Here is a 17,100-nt window from a genome sequence, read left to right on the forward strand (position 1 = left end):
AACGCCTCCGCGACTTGACAAAACGGCCCGGTGCGTTGTGCGTTTTTCGGCGCCCGGCTGTCACTGCGGCTCTCGCGACGGGTTTTGCGTTACGCCCATGTTGGCCGCTGGGGGACTCGCGGGGGCCGACTCTTCGCGTCGGTCCTCCGGTTCGAGGTCTGCATCCTTTTCGCGGGCGCGCTCGGCGCGCAGCCGGAAGGCGCGCCAGATGAGGGCCCCCCCCACCCAGGTCGCCAGCGCGGCGACCGGGATGGCCAGACCATAAGGCCAGATCACGGCCAGCGCGGCCAGGGCCAACAGGGTGAGTCCTGACAACAGCAGCACCTGGCTCTCCGCGGCGCCGAGCACGCGATGGTTCGAAATCGCGGCACCCACGGCGTTGGCGATGCGAATCGCTCCGGCCGCGGCCGTGGAGCCTTTGGCCCGCGACTTCCCCCGACGGCGCTCGCGAGGCGTTGCGGGGTGCAGCACGGCTTTCCGAACGGCACGTCGCCACCGCTTGTACGACAGCAGCACTTCGGTCGAGCGGGTCAGGTCTTCCAGGTACATCTGCTCCATCGCACGCGCCACATCTTCGTCGTCGATCGCCACGTCCAGCTCGTAGTTGCCGAGAAAACTGGCGATGTTCAGGTTCGACGAGCCCACGCGGCTCCAGCGACGGTCCGCCACCGCCGTCTTCGCGTGGATCATGGGCCCGTTCCACTCGAAGATGCGGACACCGGCCTCGAGCAGGGGACGGTACCCGGCCCGGGACAGCGACCGCACGAGCGGCAAGTCGGTCGTGTTGGGCACCAACAGACGCACGTCGACACCGTCGCGCGCGGCGGCCCGGAGCGCTTGCACATAAGGTGCGACGCCCACGAAATACGCATCCGTCAGCCACAGTGTTTGGCGCGCGGCCGCCGCCACCAGCTGATCCATGCGGAAGAGCCCCGCGGTGTTCGGGGCCCCCGCCAACACGCGCACCGCCACGTCACCTGCAGGGCTGTGATCCTCGGACGTCGGGCGTTCGGCTTCGGGGATCGGCGTGCCGATGGTGCCCCAGACCTCGGCGAAGGCGTCTTCCACGGCCATGACGGCAGGGCCCCGAATCTCGAGCCCCGTGTCGCGCCACGATTCAGTTCCCTTCTGCGGATCTCCCTGCCAGCGTTGGCTGATGCACAGGCCCGACACGAAGGCCACGTTCGAATCCACGCTCACCATCTTGCGGTGATCACGGCTCAACCAGCCGAAGGGGCTATCGAGGCGCGGCGGATTAAAGGCCCGGAGCTCCACGCCCGCCTCGGTCATCTTTCGCCAGAACTTTCGGGAACTCGTGGGCCAGCTGCCCAGCCAATCCCGGACGACCCGCACCTTCACGCCGGCGCGGGCGCGGCTGCAGAGGGCCTCGGCGAACGCGTTGCCCACGTCGTCTTCGGAGAAGATGTAGTTCTCGAAGTAAATGGACTTCTGAGCGCTTCCGATGGCGGCGAGCCAAACCGGGAAGTTGCCTTCGGCGTCCTTCAGCAAACGAACGGCGTTTCCTGGAATGAGGGGCGCGCCGCTCGTCCGAGAGAGCACTTGATCGGCCGATTGGCGGAGCACCCGGCGGAGTTGAAAATCGGAGAACTGCCCCGTCTTCAGCCGCCGCCGAGGCTTGTCGTTGAGGTCGACCGGTTCTCGCATGGTGGGGACTTCCAGCGAGTCTAGTGTGCCCAGGCGTCTGGGCCTAGGGGCACCGGGAGATCCGCTGCCTGCGCGGCGTCGCGGGGCCGCTCCAGGCGCCGGTTGGTCCTCGGTGGCCGGTGGACCTCAGGGCGTCGAATCCCCGGGACGCTGCCTTCGAGGTGCGTCACAATGCCGCTATGTCGATGTTCCGCATTCGTGCCGCCACCTATGCCGATTTGCCGGCGTTGGGGAGGCTCGGGGCCCGTTTGGTCCGAAGTCATCATGCGTTCGACGCCCGCCGCTTCATCCAGCCAGGAGATGACGTCGAGGCGGGATACGCCCGCTTCCTCGAGGCGCAGCTCGGCGGAGCCCGGGGCGCTGTGCTGGTGGCGGCAGGAGAAAGCGTCGAGGTGGCGGGATATGTCTACGCCTCCGTGGAGCCACAGTCGTGGAAGGAGCTGCGGGAGGAGGCCGGATTCATTCACGACGTCGTTGTGGATCCTTCCTTTGAAGGACAAGGTCTTGGAGCCGCCTTGGTCGAGGCCGCCGCGGCCTGGCTGGAGACCCAGGACGTACCGCGGATCATTTTGTGGACGGCCGAAAACAACCGTTCGGCCCAGCAACTATTTCTGCGTCTTGGGTTCCGCCGCACGATGATCGAGATGACCCGAGAGAAGGGCGGCCGGCGGGGGACATAAAGGCCCGGGTCCTCAGTAGTGGGGAGGGGGCTCGTTGGGCGGCGCCGCGAGCGGCTCGCCCTCGAGCACGGAGGTCCTCAGCCGCTTGACCTCTCTTTCCAGCGCTTCCACGCGGAAGGTGAAGACGCGGACCACCTCGTCGAGGTCGGCAATCAACCGCTCCTGGTAGGCGATGCGCTCCTCGAGTTCTAGCCTGTCGGACATGGCAGCCAGCCTAGCAAGGGCCGGCGCGTTCAGCGCCGGCGTGTGTGGGTGCCTGTCACGTGTCGTTCGATTTTCGGTCATCGAGTCGTTTCAAAGCTGACACCGTGCGCCGCCTGGAAGATCGCCAGAATGCGCCCCAGCAATGAAACCAACCGGAGGCGAAATGAGACGAGTATCTCGACTGACGCAGAGTGGCCGCGCCATGGCCCTCACGACCGCACTTGCCGTGGCGGCGTGTGCGGGGGACAAAGGTGATCCAGGCCAGATGGGCGATCCCGGACTGGCAGGCCCTGCAGGTCCCGCCGGCCCCGCCGGCACTCAAGGCCCCGCTGGCCCTGCAGGAACGCCGGGCGCCGTCGGCGTGATGGGCACTCCCGGCGCCGCAGGAACTCCCGGCGCCAACGCGCTCAACAGCGACTCCTTGGTCGACCTGGGTTCGCTGTCGGGCATGGTCGCCGTGGTGGCGCAGGGTGAACAGTCGATTCCCCAAATGGTCAAGGGCCTCGTCTCTCGCTACAAGGCCGACCCGGCCACGGCGCCGGGCTTCCCGTTGGCACCGGCCTCCACGGACACGGTCCGCGCGCTCAAGGGCCTGCAAACGAACGTCGTCGTGCGCTGGCTCGAACCCCTGACCTGGGACGACGCGGCTGCCGAGAAGGATGGGAAGGTGACGCCGCGGTTTGGTGACAACAACGACTTCATCGCCTTTTTCGGCGACGCACCGAACGGCGCTCTGGGCGGCCTCTACAGTGGAAGCAGCAGCTCCGGGTGGTTCTTCGTGAACCACGAGTACGTTTCGGGCAACATCGCGGGCGTCAACACGCCTCCCTCGGGCTCGTACACGAAGCTCGGGCGGTGGATGAACAAACGCGGGCTTCTCGACTTCGACGTGACGGCCGGGGCCAACTGGACCCAACCCGAGGTCGACAAGTTCGTCGTGGCAGGCAAGCGGCAGATTGGCGCGTCCTGGATGCGCGCGGTGCAGGACCCTGCCACGGGAACCTGGGTTCTCGACCGCGCTGCGCAGAACGTTCGTTACGACGCGACCAGCAATACCCGCATCAAGGTCACCGGCATGACGCTGTCGTCGGGGAACACGGACGACGCAGGGATGGCGTTGCCTGCAGGCGTGGTTGCCGGAACGGGCAACAACTGCTCAGGTGGCCACACGCCCTGGGGCACCGTGCTGAGCGGTGAAGAGAACGTGCAGGACTACTACGGCGACCTCGAGGACTGCTGGTCTGGCAACAACACCTACGTCCCCGGCGGCGTCTGCGATGCAGGGAAGAACATCGTCTTCAACGTCGCCCCCACCGCAAGCAGCGAATTCGGGCGGGCCTCGAAGGGCAAGCACAACCGTGACTACTACGGCTACCTCGTCGAGTTCGATCCCGGAAAGTCCGCCGATAAGGCGTACGACGAGATGGGAGACGGACATCAAAAGCTCGGCAGCTTTGGTCGGGCCCGCTGGGAAAACGCGTCGGTGGCCACGGACAACACGTGGAAGCTCGTTCCCGGCAAGCCGATCGTCATCTACGCGGCCAGCGACCGCCGGGGTGGCCGGCTCTACAAGTGGGTGTCGAAGGACAACTATGTCGCAGGCATGACCCGCAAGCAGATTCGCGACCTCCTTGCGGCCGGCGACAGCTACGTGGCCCACTTTGCAGCCCTCGACAACAACACGGGCAAGACGATCAACGGTGGAGCCACGCCCACCTCGACGGCCCCGGGCTCGGGCAAGTGGATCCGCTTGAGCGTCGACAACGTGGCCGACGACGCGCCCAACGCCGCCGCACTCGGCATGCCTGGTACCAAGGTGGGCGCTGCCCTCAAGAGCCAGACCTGGAACGATCTCGGTGGTTTCCCCGACGACAACACCGTTCGCCAGAGCTTGTTCACGGCCGAGCACAAGATCGGTATCAAGGAGCTGAACCGTCCCGAGGACGTGGAATGGAACCCCTTCGATTCTCGCCTCTACATCGCCTTCACCAACCACACGGGCAACAACTTCCTGTTCGCCGACGGCAAGCTCGACAAGCGGGACAACGCCGCCAAGCGGGGTGAGACCATGGGTGAGGCCGAGAACCGGCGGCGAGACTCCACGGGTTCGGTGTTCGCGCTCGAGGAAGACGGCGGTGACTACGCCAATCTCGGTACCTTCACGTTCTACGCCGTCTGGTTGGGCGACAACAAGCAGGGCGCGTTCGATGCAGGCGCCCCTGACAACTTGGTGATCGATCCGGAAGGGAACGTTTGGTTCGGAACGGACGGCAACCCGAGTGTGAACGGCCTCCAGGGCGATGCACTTTACTACCTGGACCTGTCCGCACCGCTCGAAAACGGAACCTTCCGAGGGTACCGCGTGGTCGCGGGGCCGAGCGACTCCGAAGCCACGGGCCCTGCGTTCACGCCCGATGCGCGCACCTTGTTCTTCAACGTGCAGCACCCCGGTGAGTCGCGCTACAGCAACTGGCCCTGGTCGCAACCCTGAGGTGAGCGCGAACTGAAGCTCAGGGAGGGAAGGCCCGTTCACCGCCGCTGTGTCAAAAACGCAGCGGTTGTGAGCGGGTCTTACTCGTTTTTCGAGGAGGATACATGCAGCCTCAAATGAAACGCCGCCTGCTCGTGATGGTTTCAGTGCCCGCAGTCATCGCCGGAGGTTGGCTCTTTCTGCAGTGTGGGGGCGTCGAACGGGGGATGACACCTGACGAGGGGCCCCCCGGTGACCGCGCGGACGGCGCCGCAGCGCAAGCCGATGCCACCGGGCGCGACGCCCTGGCGTCAATGGATGCAGCAGATCCCTCCGGCGACGCTTCGGCGGGGGCACGGGCGCAGAGCGAACGCCCTCACCCCTTGGCACGTGCCCGGCAGACACGGGGCCGGATCGGCAACGTCGAAGCGCTCATTCCACCGCAGTGCTACACGAAGACGGACGGTGCCTCGAATCCTTGTTGGACCTGCCATACGGAGTCGCGCTTTCCGAACCTCATGAGCGACTGGCATCTCCAAAAGGAGTACGCGTTTAGCGAGGTGGGCGAGACGAATCACTGGTCGAACCTGTTCGTCGACAGGTCCCAATGTACGAGCGCCCTCAGCGACGAGACGATTCTCGCCTATGTCCGCGAGGACAACTACGAGCCTCTGCGGCAGGCGCTGCAGGACCCGGTCGGGTATGCCGGGTACCGGCCCGACCTCGACTTCGCAAAGGGCTTCGACGAAGGAGGATTCGCGCGCGACGGCAGCGCGTGGCGCGCCTTTCGCTACAAGCCGTTTCCCGGCGTGTTTTGGCCCACGAACGGGGCCACGGACGATGTGATGCTCCGGTTGCCAGAGCCCTTCAGGCAGCGCGGCGGTGAATCCAATCTCGAGGTGTACAAGGCCAATCTGGCGATCCTCGAGGCGTCGTTCTCCTCCGATCCCGCCGTGGCCGACAAGGCCATCACGTGGCCGACCGAGAACCTGGATGAGCGGTTGGTTGGTGCCGACCTCGACGGTGACGGTCGGCGGCAGATCGCGACGAAGCTCGTGGGGTTGCCGAGCTTCTACCTGGGTGACGCCCACGCCGTGCCTGTCAGGCGCTCCCTTTACCCACAAGGCACCGAGTTTCTTCACTCCGTTCGTTACATCGATCCCGACCAACCGAACCTCATCGCGCGGCGGATGAAGGAGCTGCGCTACTCGAAGAAGCTGTACGACGTCGAACGATGGAAGATCCTCTCGAACTACGAGCGCGAGATGAATGAACGCGAGGAGGGAAAGCCCCCCGTCGTGCAAGGGGATCCCCTGACGGGCATGGTCAACGACTTCGGTTGGCTGTTACAGGGATTCATCGAGGATGGGGACGGGCACCTGCGTTTGCAAACGCACGAGGAGCAGCTGTTCTGCATGGGGTGCCATACGAACCTTGGCGTTACCCTGGACCAGAGCTTTTCGTTCCCCCGCAAAGTCCCGGGAGCGGCCGGGTGGGCTTACCAGGACCTGAGGGGGATCCCGGATGCCCCGCAGCTGGGTCACGCGTCGCCCGAGATCTTGACCTACCTGCGTCGCGTGCGGGGCGGAGATGAGTTCCTGGCTAACGAAGAAATGTTGGCGAAGTTCGTACCGGGGCAGCAAGTGAACGAGGCCGAGGTGTTGCGTGCAGCGCCGGGAGGGGATCGAAGCATCGCGGATCTGCTCGCGCCCTCGCGCGCACGCGCCCTGGCGCTCGACAAGGCTTATCGTTGTCTCGTCGAAGCGCAGACCTTCGAGTTGGGGCGCGACGTGGTCTTGAAGCCCGCCACCCGCATCCATCGCAAGATCGAGGCAACGTCCACCGGTTTGTCGGAGGCGGGATTGGTGTTCACCGATGGGGCTCTTCGGCTGGACTGGCGGGGCGCAGGCTTCGGCCTGTGAGGGAATCTTGAAAAAACGACGAAGGGGGTGAATCCTTCGGTGGCCTGGCGGCTCTTGGGGAGTGAAGGAGCACTGACCATGTCTATCAAGATCTTTCCGAAGAATGAACACACCCTCGAGCGCGCGGCCCGCGTGGGCTTGGGGCTCGTCCTGCTCAGTCTCACGCTCGTGGGGCCCAAGACCAGCTGGGGGCTTTTGGGGCTCGTGCCCCTCGCCACGGGCCTTCTCGGAAGCTGCCCGCTCTACACGCTCTTGGGGATCAGTACGTGCCGCTCGAACCGATCGACACGCGCAGCGACGAGGACCTGATGAGCGCCATCGCCGAGGGGCAACACGAAGCCCTCGGCGAACTGGTCACGCGGCACCAAGCGTCCATCTTTCGCCTGGCGAGCGCCGTGACGCGTGATTCGACTGCCGCGGAGGATGTCCTGCAAGACACCTTCCTGGCCGTTTTGCGAAGCGCGACCACCTACCGGGCGGGGGGGACGGTCAAATCCTGGCTCTTCGCGATCGCGCGCCGCGCAGCCTGGAAGGTGGGGCGAGGTGTCGCGATCGAGAAACCTTGCGAGCACACGTTGCTCGAGGATCTGGGACGGGCCGCCGGTTGGGGCCAGGAGGGCGGGGATGCGGAATCCATCGCGGTGGCCAACGAAGCACGCCGAACGCTGCGAGACGCCTTCGAGACTTTGTCGGCCGACGACCGCGAGGTGTTGGTGCTTCGCGATCTCGAGGGGCTCGCGAACGAGGAGGCGGCACGGGTCCTCGGCATCGACGTTCCAGCGGTCAAGAGCCGCATCCATCGCGCACGCTTACGACTGCAGGCGGCCTGTCTGGCCGGGAAAGAGCAGCCATGAGGACTCCGCGACACATCGGTGGCTTGGATTGCATGGAAGTGCTGGCGCAGCTTTCGGCGTACCTCGAAGGGGATCTGTCGCCCGTGGATCGTGGCCGCGTGGAGGCCCACGTATCGGCCTGCGACGTCTGCGCGCGCTTCGGAGGCCAGTTCGCCGAAGCTGTGGCGCGTCTGAAGGCGCAGATGGGTCCGCCCGCCGCAGTGCCCGAGGACGTTCAGGAGAGATTGAGGCGGCGCTTGAGGAGCAGCGGCTGATCAACCCTCGTCCGCACCGCCCCCCATCCCCTAAGTGCCTAGAATCCCGGCGTTAACGGGGGCCGCCCGCAGATTGTTGGGGAAAGTGCGGTTTGGAATTGAGAACGATTGTCAGTTTCGTACAATGAGGCTTCGGTTTCCCACCAGGCCTGCGGCGTGATTCTTTCGTCCACCGTTTCTCGTGACGCTCCGGCAAGTCCGGCTGAGGGCTCCCTCATGCCCGGCGTTCCGGAGACCGAACCCGTTGCTCAGCCCCAGGCTCCCGAGGCGGTGAACGAGGAACGCCCTTGCGCCTCTTGTTGCTCCGCCTCGCACGCTGCCACGGGGGCGCTCGAGGAACCCGAAGGCGACGTCGAGGGTGAGGCCCCCTGCCTCGTTGCTCCTGGCCTCGCTGCCGCCGAGCCGTCTGCCGCCGAGCCGTCCTCCAGCCGGGCTGCCCCTGGGGGATCCCAGGCGTTTTCTGTTTTCCTGGAGGCCAGCCGGGGGGGGCGACCCAGCCGGCGCAGTGTGAGCTGCTGGGCGTTGGCGGGTGTTCTTCACGTCGCGGCGCTTGGTTATGGGGCTGCCCAGGCGATGTGGCAGGTGGACGAACTGTCGCCCTCGAAGCTCAAGGTTTCCCTGCTGGCCTGGTCCGAGGCGCGCCCTTTGCCGCCGCCCCCACCGCCTCCTCCCCCCGCTGCGGCCTCGTCTCCCTCCCAGCCGCGGCCTAGCGAAGCGGAGCCCCAGCCCCGTCCCGCACTCGTGCAGCCCCAGGACGAGGTGGTGGTCACCGAACCTGAACCGACCGCGGGCGCCTCCGAAGGGGGCGTCGAGGGCGGGGTCGAGGGGGGAGCGGTGGGGGGCGTCGTTGGGGGCGTGCTGGGTGCCCCCGCGAGCGACGCCCCGCCGGCGGCGCCCCCCGTGGTCGCCCTGACGGCCTCCGAGCGTGAACAGCTGGTAGCGCGATACCTCACGGACGTGCTCGATCGGCGCTTGAAGGCCCACCTCTTCTACCCTCCGGAGGCCGAAGAAGAAGAGCTCGAGGGCACGGTATGGGTGAGCGTGATTATCGATGGCCGCGGGCAGCTGGTGTCGGCCCACGTCGTGCGCGGCGCGGAGCTTGGCGTCTTGACCCGCGCCGCTTTGCAGACGGTTCATCGGGCGCAGCCTTTCCCCGCCCCGCCCGCCGCTTTGGGCAGCCGGGTCGAGGTGCGGGTGCCGCTGACGTACCGGCTCGAGGGCTGAGCCGCGCCGCTCGCTCAGAAGGTCCAGCGTGCGCCCGCTTGCACCCAGCGTGGGGCATTCGGACGGGCCCCGAACGGCCGGAAGGACACGATGGCGGCTTCGTCGAGCGCGTTACGGACTTGCAGGTAGATCTGGGCGTTTCTCGGCAGGTTCAGGTGCGCGCCTGCATCGATCACGGTGAGGTTGTCGGTCTTCGCCACGGCCAGCTGGCTGGCGGGCGCGTCGTACATCTGGCTCACGTGAAGGAGCGACAAGGTGAGGCCCCCGAGGGGGCGCTCCACACCGGCGGTGACGCTCAGCTGGTGGCGAGGAACGTAGGGAATGTCGTCCCCGGCCGTGACGCTGCCGAAGATGGGGTCGTTCGAGGCGAAGCTCTCGAGGAACTGCGCGTGCGTGAAGGTGTACGCCAGGACCAAAGGCACGGTCGTTTGCCCCCGCCGATACTCGGTTTGGCCGAACACCTCGAAGCCCCGGATGCGTGCGCCTCCGGCGTTGGTCTGGTTGCCCACGTCGGCATCCAAACAACCCGACGACTCCGTACAAATGGCGGTCAGGTTTTCGTACTCGTTCCAAAACCCAATCACCTCCGCGCGGTAAAGGCCGCGCTCGTAACGCAGGCCCGCGTCGAAGTTGGTGCTCTGTTCGGCCTGAGCCGCCAGGTCGCGGGGTGAAGGAGGTGAGTAGCCTCGGTGCACGCCGGCCACCACGGCCAGCCCCCGGCTGAGCTGGTAGTGAGCACCCAGCCCGGGCAGGAACACCGCGTCCTCGTTGTCGATTCGTGGCTCGTTGCTGCCCACGCGGCGCGGACGAAACTGCGAGCGAATCAGCTCCATGCGGAGTCCCGGCTTGAGTGTGAGCTTGCCGAGCTCGAGCTCGTCGCCCGCGTAAAGCGAGACGGCGAGAGTTCGTTGCACGTCGTTTGCCGTGGTGGCAAAGGTGTCAGGCACGAGCGTGAGCACGCCGCCTACGAATTGATACGTGTTTTCGGTGTGCACCCGGGCCGCTTCGTCGTGGTGAAGACGGGCCGCAAACTCGAGCTGGTTGCGGTACCCGCCGATGTGCCCGCGCAGGTGACCGCGCGTCTGGATGCCCTGCGAGACGAAGTCGCGATCGTTGGGCCCGATCAGCAGCCGTTGGGAGGCAAAGCCCGCCAGGTCGGTGTTGCGGAGGGCGTTGTAAAACCCGATGTTCCTGGGCGTGGTGGGGTTGCGGAGCACGTCCACGATCTGTGCAGTTTCGAAGCCGTTTATCTTGTTCCACACGCGCGACAGGTCGTGCCGGTACGCCGTGGTGACGAGGTCGAAGTTTCGGTTTTCGATCTCGTAGCGAAGCTCTGCCTGCGTGCGATGCCATTCCATGTGGTCGAGCTGGCTGGCCGCGTAGCGCCGCAAGGGCTTGGCGCGAAAATCCGCGGTGGTCAACCCCAGGTAGGTCTCGTTGGAGGTTTCGTCCGAGTAGCCGAGCTTCGCCCGCAACGTGTGGGTCGTTTCTGCGCCCGGGTTGAAGAGGTAGCGTGTCTTCAGCATCCATTCGTTGCGAGAAAACCCCGTATCGCCGCCCCCATCGAGCTCCTTGAAGCCATCGGTGCGGAGGTGCACGCCTTCGAGCAAAAAACCGAAGTGCCGAAAGCCGGCACCCACGTGGGCGTGGGCTTTGCCATAGGCGTACTGCCCCGCCGCCAGATCGATGCCGCCTGCCCATCCCGTGGGCAGGTCTCGTGTGCGCACGTTCACGGCCCCGGCCACGGTTTGTGGGCCGAAGGCGATGCTTCCGGCCCCCTTGATCACCTCCACGTTGGTCATCCGTGTGATGAGTGGAAAGAAGTAGGCCGCGGGAGCCGAGTAGGGCGCGGGCCCGAACAGCACGTCGTCCTCGAGCAAGGTGATCTTCTTGCTGCGGTCGGGATTCACGCCGCGCGTGCCGATGTTGGGCCGCAGGCCCAGCCCGTCTTCCTGACGCGTGTACACGCCCGGGACCTGGTTGAGCACGGCATGGGGATCGTCTTGATTGAGCCGCTCGAGCTGGCCTTCACCCACGCTGTGAACCGAGGTGCGCTTTTCGCGATGCCGCCTCTTCCCCACCACCGTGAGCCCGTCGGACACGGCTTCCACCTTCGGGGGAGGTGCTGTCTGGCTGTCGGTGGGCTCCTGTGGCGCGGTTGGTTCCGGCGCGGGCTGCGTGGGGACAGACTCTGTCGGGGTGTCCTGGGCGCGCGTGGGCCGCGCGAAGGCCAACGAAACGACGAGCAGCGATGAAGTGGCGAGGCGAAGGGCGGTGGGCGTGGTCATACGGGGTTCAGCTTGAGGGGGAGGGTTCGAGGTGCGGGCAAGATCCAGGCGGCGGGCGCCAGGCTGTCGGACACGCCCACCAGGTCGACGCGGGGATCGATCAAGGGAGCGCCGGGGCGCCCGTTGAGCGAGACCCAGGCATCGACTCTGACCTCGACGTCCGGGTAGCCGCGGGATTGAAACTCGTGGGCGATGTGCTTGCCGAGTTGAAGGATCATGTCGGGTTGCGAAGACATCTCACGGGCCTGCAGAGCGGTGAGGTACTTTCGCGGGCTGACCTGCCAGGTGCGCCCGACCGAGGGCGAGTGAACTCTGTATGTGACGCTGCCGTTCTTCTCGCGCACCATCACTTTCCAGGAAAAGCGCATGCCCTGTTCGTGCCAAAGCACGTCTCCTGGGTAGAGATGATGCCGGAGCGGAACGAGGATCTGTACGAGACCATAAAGACCCGCGACGACCACGGGCCAGCGGCGCTGCACACCCAGTGGCGCGGCTGCGTCTCGCAGGGGCGGGCGAGGGCGGTCGAGACGAAGACCTGGCCGCTTCGTCACGCGCGCGAGCCATCCGGCGAGGTGTCGGGGCCAGCTCGACGAGAAGAACACGAGCGCGCTCGTCACCATGATCGCCGGGAACATCCCGATCGGGAAGAGCAGCCTGGTCATCACGTGGAAAAACAACACAACGGCGTAGGCGGCAAGACGTGTGCGCCTGTGGCTCAAGAAAAAAACGACGCTCGTGTCGAAAAGGAAGCCCGCCCAGCTAAACGCGTACCATGCCCAGGGCTGCCCCAGCCAAGGTCCGATGAGCGGGAGGTCTACCCGGGATGACAACCAGATCGAAAGGGGCTGCGCATGAAAAAGCCAGTCCGGTTGCGCTTTGGCCAACCCGGCGTACACATAAACCACGCCCACCTGCAACCGCAGAAGAGAGGTGTACCAGGCCGGAAAGCTCTGCAAAGCCAGTTCGGGTCGGCGCCGCACGTCGAGCGACCAGGCGCGGTGCAGGGGCAAAAAGCACATCAGCAGCGCCAGCAGACTTACGAGGTAGTAGTGGTTGAGATAGTTCGTGATGTCGATGAGCTCTGCGTAGCTGAACGCCACGAAGAAGAGCACGATGGCCACTCGATAAAAAAGCCCGAGGGCGATGAGTGCCGCCAGGACGGTCATCGCCGCGTAGTGAACGTACATTCCCCAGGCGGGCCAGGGCTTGACCCAGGGCGCGAAGCTGAATGTAAAGAAAAAGCGCGGCTCGACGAAAAAGTCGTCCACCCAGCCGGCCGTGAGGAACCGGAGGCTGGCGAAGCACATGAGCACCCCAAAGACGATGCGAAGGGCTGCGAGCGCCGCAACGTCCGTGGGGCGAAAGAGCTGGCGCGTCCACCCGCCCGCAGGCGCTTCAGTCATTGTCGGTGGCTACGCTCATGGGAAGGTTCAGGTCGAGGACCGAGACGAACTGGGCTTTCATGAGCCGCGCCAGCGTCGTGAGCTGGGTGTGGGCCTCCAAAACGAGTGCCCGCTCGTTGACAATGGCCGTGGCCAAATCCGGGCTCTGCAGCGTTGCCAAGGCCTGCTGGCTGGCCTTGAGGGCTTGGTTCATCTCCTCCGCCAAGGCCCCGGCTCCGCGCGTCCACAAAAGCTGGTGAAAGCCGGGGCCCGCGCCGTCCAGCGCGCAGCCGGAGTAAAGGCGCTGGAACCCGAGCAAGTTGTTGATGACGTTGCTCTTGCTGGCCAGCGCAAAGTTCGATTCGTAGAGGCTCGTACAGCCGCTGCACTCGGTGATCCCCAGAGCGGGCCCGAGCTTCATGTCCTTGGTTTCACTCTCCACGTAGAACAGGGCGTCGCTGAGCGCGTTCAGGGCCATCTTGAGTGAATTGTAGGGAGGCGCGGACGGCGTCTGGACCTTCGCGAGGAAGTTCCCCCCGGTGGGCTCCCAGGCGGTTTGCAGCGCCAAGGACGAGGTCAGGAGATCATTGCCGAGCACCTGCGCGTAGGCAGCTCGCTTCTGGTCGAGAGCGGCGGCGTCGAGAAGAGCCCAAGGTGCTTGCACCAAGGCGTCGGTGGGCGGACATGCGTTGGCGGTGTCTGTGAGGAAGAGCAGGGTCTCGAGGGCGTCGAGCCCGCGTAAGCTCAAGTTGCTCGCGAGCACCGCGGGGTTCCCGTAGAGGTCGCGCGCCAGGGCACTTTCCACCTTGCAACGGTCAACGGTGGGCCAAGAGTAAATGGTGACGCGCAGGTCTTGGCCCCCGATCACGTTCTGGGTGGCGGCGGGCCCGAACTGAAAGGCCTCGAGCTGCTGCCAGGTGGCCATCGCGTTTCGCCACGCTTGCTGGGCGTTGACCCGCGTGGGGGCATCGAGGGGGGCGCCCGCCCATGCGTCCAAGGCCACTTTGAGGGCCCCCGCCTCCGTGGCGAATTGGCGGGCGAGGCCCAGGTTGCAGACGCCTGCGGCGGCCAGCACCTCCTGCGCCGTCGTCGGCGCGAGGCCATCGGGCAAAGGCGTTGCGTCCATGACCGAGGCGTCGAGCCCCGTGCCGCCGGGCCCATCGTCGTCTTTGCACGCGGGCAGCAAGCAAAGCATCAGGAACGCAACCGAAAGCAACCGCAATTTCGTCATGTGAACCTCTGTGTGGCGCATACCGGACGGAGACCCCGCACGCCACGTCGGATCTTGGGGCGACGTGCGGGGGGTGAAAAGGCCGCGGGCTCAGTAGTTGACCTTGAAGCCCTCGACCTCGGCGTCCGTGAACCCGTAGACCGCTTTGATGAGTGCCACGGCCGTGTCGAGACGCGGGGGCTGGGCGATGTCGTTCAAGAAGCGGTAGGGGGTTGCCACGGAGAGCCCCGTCACCGGGGTTTGGGGGGCGACGGCGAAGAGCTCCGCCAGGACGCTGTCGATCTGCGCGTCGGTGATGATCCGATCCTGCACAGGCAGGCCCTTGAAGCCATGGATGAACCCGATGCCCTCTCCAAGCGCGTGCAGGGCGGCCGCTCTGTCCGCATCCGTCGCCGCCGCCGCCAGCTTTTTCTTCGTGTCGGCCGCGTAAAAAAGCGTGGTGGTCACCAAGGCCTTCTCCCACGCGCCCCTCAGGGTCGCAAGCGCGCTGGCCAGGTCGGCCGCGCACTCCACGGGCTTGGCCGCCGCCGCGCGCGCCCGGATCGAGGCGTACTTGATGGTCAGGTACAGATTGTCGGGGTTGGCGCGGTTCGAGCGGCGCGAGGCGTACTTCGCAGCCCCCACGTCGGTGGGGGTGTCGTAGGGGAAGGCGGGGGTGAGGTTCATGATGGCCACCATGCCGTCGACGTCAGCGGGGGTGACGGAGGCTTTGCGGGAAAGCTCCGTCAGATGCTTGTACTGAACCGCCGCCATGAAGCCCTTGTCGGTCTGCTGGCGCAGGTCGACCCCGTTTGCGTTGAAGATCCAGGTGCCCCAAAGCCCTGCGGTCATGCCAGCCATGAAACTGGGGCTGCCCGAGGCGGCTGCATACTGGCCGAGCACGCCGTTTGTGCCCTCGACTTGGGCGGCGTAGTAAGCGGTGGTCTTGGCCTTCAGGCTATCCGCCCCCCCGCTGAACAACGCTTCCAGTTCGGGGAGCGAGACTGTCTTCGCGGGATCCGTCTCGACGCTGGCCATCGCCGTGTTCAGAGCGGCCAGCTTGCCCAAGACGAGCGTCTCGTTGGCCGTGTTGGCTGCGAAGCTGTCGGCGGGGTAGGTGTTCGGGTTGGCGGGCGCGCAGGCAGGGGTTACGACGCCGGCATCGGGACCGAGCGCAAGAGCGTCGCCGCTGTGGCTGTCAGGAGCGGCGCCGTCGGGGCCGCTCGCGGCGTCAGGAAGGGAGGCCGCGTCCACGGCCGCGTCGGCTCCCGATTCCATGACGTCGTCATCGTCGCAACCGGCGAAGGCGAAACACGCGAGCGGGGCGAGCAGTAACAGGGGGCACTTCGAGAGGTTCATGGACCGAGGACCTTCCTTGGAGGCGTGAGCGCGAGCTCGGAACGAAATGGATTTGATAGTCGTTCTCAATATCAGTCACGGCTTGCCCTTGTCAACTGTTTCGGGGAAGGGGGGGCCTCGGGCGCCGCGGACATCGGGCTCAAGTTTTTTTGACGAAAGCCGCACCGATTGCGCCCTCACGGCGAAACCTCTGTTTCTTTTCATTACTTTTTACGGGAGCCGAAAATCATGTTGCTCGGGAACCAAGCTCGACGAACCGCAAGTTATGGCCTCGTGGTGGCCACTGCCCTCCTCATGGGCGCCCTCAGCACTGCCTGCGGCGGTGGCGACGGGAATAGTGGTGGCAACGGCGGCGCGGGCGGCGCCTTGCCAGGCACCGGGGGCGACGGCTCGGGCGGCAGCCTGGGCTCGGGCGGCAGCCTGGGCTCGGGCGGCAGCCTGGGCGCCGGTGGGGAAACGAATCCGGGCGAGGGTGGCGCTCCCGGCGGCGAGGGTGGCGCTCCCGGTGCAGGTGGCGCTCCCGGCGGCGAGGGTGGCGCTCCCGGTGCAGGTGGCGCTCCCGGCACGGGCGGTGCGGCCCAGGGGGGCTCGCCCGGTACAGGTGGTGCGCCTCAGGGTGGCATGGGCGGCGCGCCGGTCGCTTGCGGCGCCGTGGGGCAGCTCTGCTGTGGCGGTAACTCTTGCAACGGTGATGCGGTTTGCGACGAAGGGCCTGGTGAAGACCGCTGCGTAGCCTGCGGCCAACCCGGTGGTCCCTGCTGCGGGCGCAACGCCTGCAACGGTGGCGGCTGCTGCGTCGATGACGAGTGCGTGGCGGGCGGCCAGGAATGCGGCAACGGCATCGATGGCGTGTGCACGGCTGGCGCGTGCGTCGAGGGCACCACGAAGTGCGGGGGCCAGGGTGACGCGTGTTGCGACGGCTTCGAGTGCACCGCAAGCGGCCTTGGCTGTATCCAGAACATGTGCCAAGCCTGTGGTGCTGCCGATCAGCGCTGCTGTGGCGGCGGCGGCGGGAGCTCCTGCAACGACGGTCTGAGCTGTCAGGGTGGCGGCCAGGGCCAGCCCGGCATGTGCAAGCCCTGCGGCAAGGCCGGTCAGGCGTGCTGCGGTGGTTTCGGCGGCAGCTGCGAAAGCGGAAACAATTGTGTGCAGGGGGCGCAAGGCAGCTCCTGCGTGGCCTGCGGCGGCCCGGGTCAAGCGTGCTGCGGTTTCCAAAACACCTGCGGCAACGGCCTTCGCTGCAGCGGCTTCGGCGATGAGGCCGTCTGTGAGGCGTGTGGTACGGAAGGCGCCACCTGCTGCGGCAACGGGGGGAGCAGGACCTGCGGGATGGGGCTTGCATGTCGCCAGGTCCAAGACGCGCTGTCCTGCGTGAAGTGCGGCGCTGAAGGCCAGGCCTGCTGTGGAATGGGCCTTAACGGAAACATGTGCAACCAGGGCCTCTCCTGCCGCCCAGGCGAGAGCGGCGTGGCCTGTCGGCCGGCGATGATGTCGTTGCCTCCAGCGCCAATGCCCTAAACGGCCAAAGCGTCAGCGGATGCCCCGCGGCCTCGTCGAGGCGCGCGGGGCATTTTTGCGTTCGCTGGTG

14 protein-coding genes are annotated in these 17,100 nt (G+C 66.2%); 7 read left to right on the top strand and 7 right to left on the bottom strand.

The annotated features are described in order from the left end of the window. Positions 1–60: 60 nt before the first annotated feature. Entirely contained in the window at positions 61–1,665 is a 1,605-nt protein-coding gene (locus KA712_08975) for a cardiolipin synthase B (GenBank protein MCG5053077.1), read from the bottom strand. A 179-nt stretch (positions 1,666–1,844) separates the two neighbouring features. On the opposite strand from KA712_08975, the gene KA712_08980 reads away from it, so the two are divergent. Continuing rightward, entirely contained in the window at positions 1,845–2,345 is a 501-nt protein-coding gene (locus KA712_08980; GenBank protein MCG5053078.1) for a GNAT family N-acetyltransferase, read from the top strand. 12 nt (positions 2,346–2,357) lie between these two features. Here the strand turns inward: KA712_08980 and KA712_08985 are convergent, their stop codons facing one another. Beyond that, entirely contained in the window at positions 2,358–2,549 is a 192-nt protein-coding gene (locus KA712_08985) for a SlyX family protein (protein MCG5053079.1), read from the bottom strand. A 202-nt stretch (positions 2,550–2,751) separates the two neighbouring features. Here KA712_08985 and KA712_08990 point away from each other — a divergent pair, with 202 nt between their 5' ends. The 6 genes from KA712_08990 to KA712_09015 all read left to right on the top strand — a co-directional run bounded on the left by KA712_08990 (position 2,752) and on the right by KA712_09015 (position 9,273). Continuing rightward, complete coding sequence (locus tag KA712_08990; GenBank protein ID MCG5053080.1) at positions 2,752–5,040, top strand: DUF839 domain-containing protein; 2,289 nt, start codon at positions 2,752–2,754, stop codon at positions 5,038–5,040. 104 nt (positions 5,041–5,144) lie between these two features. Next, entirely contained in the window at positions 5,145–6,941 is a 1,797-nt protein-coding gene (locus KA712_08995) for a hypothetical protein (GenBank protein MCG5053081.1), read from the top strand. Positions 6,942–7,019: 78 nt separating this feature from the next. Continuing rightward, a complete protein-coding gene (locus KA712_09000) occupies positions 7,020–7,250 on the top strand; it encodes a DUF2892 domain-containing protein (protein ID MCG5053082.1) in 231 nt (76 codons plus the stop codon). After that, positions 7,208–7,795, top strand: a complete 588-nt coding sequence (locus tag KA712_09005; protein ID MCG5053083.1) for an RNA polymerase sigma factor — start codon at positions 7,208–7,210, stop codon at positions 7,793–7,795. Before KA712_09000 ends, KA712_09005 begins: the two co-directional genes overlap by 43 nt. Beyond that, the gene (locus KA712_09010; GenBank protein MCG5053084.1) at positions 7,792–8,049 is read left to right on the top strand and encodes a zf-HC2 domain-containing protein; all 258 of its coding nucleotides are present in this window, start codon (positions 7,792–7,794) and stop codon (positions 8,047–8,049) included. The genes KA712_09005 and KA712_09010 overlap by 4 nt, the downstream gene beginning before the upstream one ends. Positions 8,050–8,265: 216 nt before the next feature. Next, positions 8,266–9,273, top strand: coding sequence for an energy transducer TonB (locus KA712_09015; protein MCG5053085.1), 1,008 nt, complete (start codon positions 8,266–8,268; stop codon positions 9,271–9,273). Between the two features lie 14 nt (positions 9,274–9,287). Here the strand turns inward: KA712_09015 and KA712_09020 are convergent, their stop codons facing one another. The 5 genes from KA712_09020 to KA712_09040 form a co-directional block, all read right to left on the bottom strand. After that, a complete protein-coding gene (locus KA712_09020; GenBank protein ID MCG5053086.1) occupies positions 9,288–11,561 on the bottom strand; it encodes a TonB-dependent receptor in 2,274 nt (757 codons plus the stop codon). Next, on the bottom strand, positions 11,558–12,964 hold the full coding sequence (locus KA712_09025; GenBank protein MCG5053087.1) for an HTTM domain-containing protein: 1,407 nt from the start codon (positions 12,962–12,964) through the stop codon (positions 11,558–11,560). The genes KA712_09020 and KA712_09025 overlap by 4 nt, the downstream gene beginning before the upstream one ends. After that, entirely contained in the window at positions 12,957–14,174 is a 1,218-nt protein-coding gene (locus KA712_09030; GenBank protein MCG5053088.1) for an imelysin family protein, read from the bottom strand. The genes KA712_09025 and KA712_09030 overlap by 8 nt, the downstream gene beginning before the upstream one ends. Before the next feature lie 90 nt (positions 14,175–14,264). Then, positions 14,265–15,512, bottom strand: a complete 1,248-nt coding sequence (locus tag KA712_09035; GenBank protein MCG5053089.1) for a hypothetical protein — start codon at positions 15,510–15,512, stop codon at positions 14,265–14,267. Between the two features lie 210 nt (positions 15,513–15,722). Further along, positions 15,723–16,868: a hypothetical protein gene (locus tag KA712_09040; protein ID MCG5053090.1), complete on the bottom strand. Its 1,146-nt coding sequence runs from the start codon at positions 16,866–16,868 to the stop codon at positions 15,723–15,725. Positions 16,869–17,100 lie beyond the last annotated feature (232 nt).

The organism is Myxococcales bacterium (assembly GCA_022184915.1).
Taxonomy (GTDB): Bacteria; Myxococcota_A; Polyangia; order Fen-1088; family Fen-1088; genus JAGTJU01.

What these genes read in the sequence shown, in the direction of transcription:
- KA712_09020 (MCG5053086.1), bottom strand. Translation starts at nt 11,561, where the DNA reads ATGACCACGCCCACCGCCCTTCGCCTCGCCACTTCATCGCTGCTCGTC.
- KA712_08980 (MCG5053078.1), top strand. Translation starts at nt 1,845, where the DNA reads ATGTCGATGTTCCGCATTCGTGCCGCCACCTATGCCGATTTGCCGGCG.
- KA712_08990 (MCG5053080.1), top strand. Translation starts at nt 2,752, where the DNA reads ATGGCCCTCACGACCGCACTTGCCGTGGCGGCGTGTGCGGGGGACAAA.
- KA712_08975 (MCG5053077.1), bottom strand. Translation starts at nt 1,665, where the DNA reads ATGCGAGAACCGGTCGACCTCAACGACAAGCCTCGGCGGCGGCTGAAG.
- KA712_08985 (MCG5053079.1), bottom strand. Translation starts at nt 2,549, where the DNA reads ATGTCCGACAGGCTAGAACTCGAGGAGCGCATCGCCTACCAGGAGCGG.
- KA712_09010 (MCG5053084.1), top strand. Translation starts at nt 7,792, where the DNA reads ATGAGGACTCCGCGACACATCGGTGGCTTGGATTGCATGGAAGTGCTG.
- KA712_09025 (MCG5053087.1), bottom strand. Translation starts at nt 12,964, where the DNA reads ATGACTGAAGCGCCTGCGGGCGGGTGGACGCGCCAGCTCTTTCGCCCC.
- KA712_09030 (MCG5053088.1), bottom strand. Translation starts at nt 14,174, where the DNA reads ATGACGAAATTGCGGTTGCTTTCGGTTGCGTTCCTGATGCTTTGCTTG.
- KA712_09000 (MCG5053082.1), top strand. Translation starts at nt 7,020, where the DNA reads ATGTCTATCAAGATCTTTCCGAAGAATGAACACACCCTCGAGCGCGCG.
- KA712_09035 (MCG5053089.1), bottom strand. Translation starts at nt 15,512, where the DNA reads ATGAACCTCTCGAAGTGCCCCCTGTTACTGCTCGCCCCGCTCGCGTGT.
- KA712_09015 (MCG5053085.1), top strand. Translation starts at nt 8,266, where the DNA reads ATGCCCGGCGTTCCGGAGACCGAACCCGTTGCTCAGCCCCAGGCTCCC.
- KA712_08995 (MCG5053081.1), top strand. Translation starts at nt 5,145, where the DNA reads ATGCAGCCTCAAATGAAACGCCGCCTGCTCGTGATGGTTTCAGTGCCC.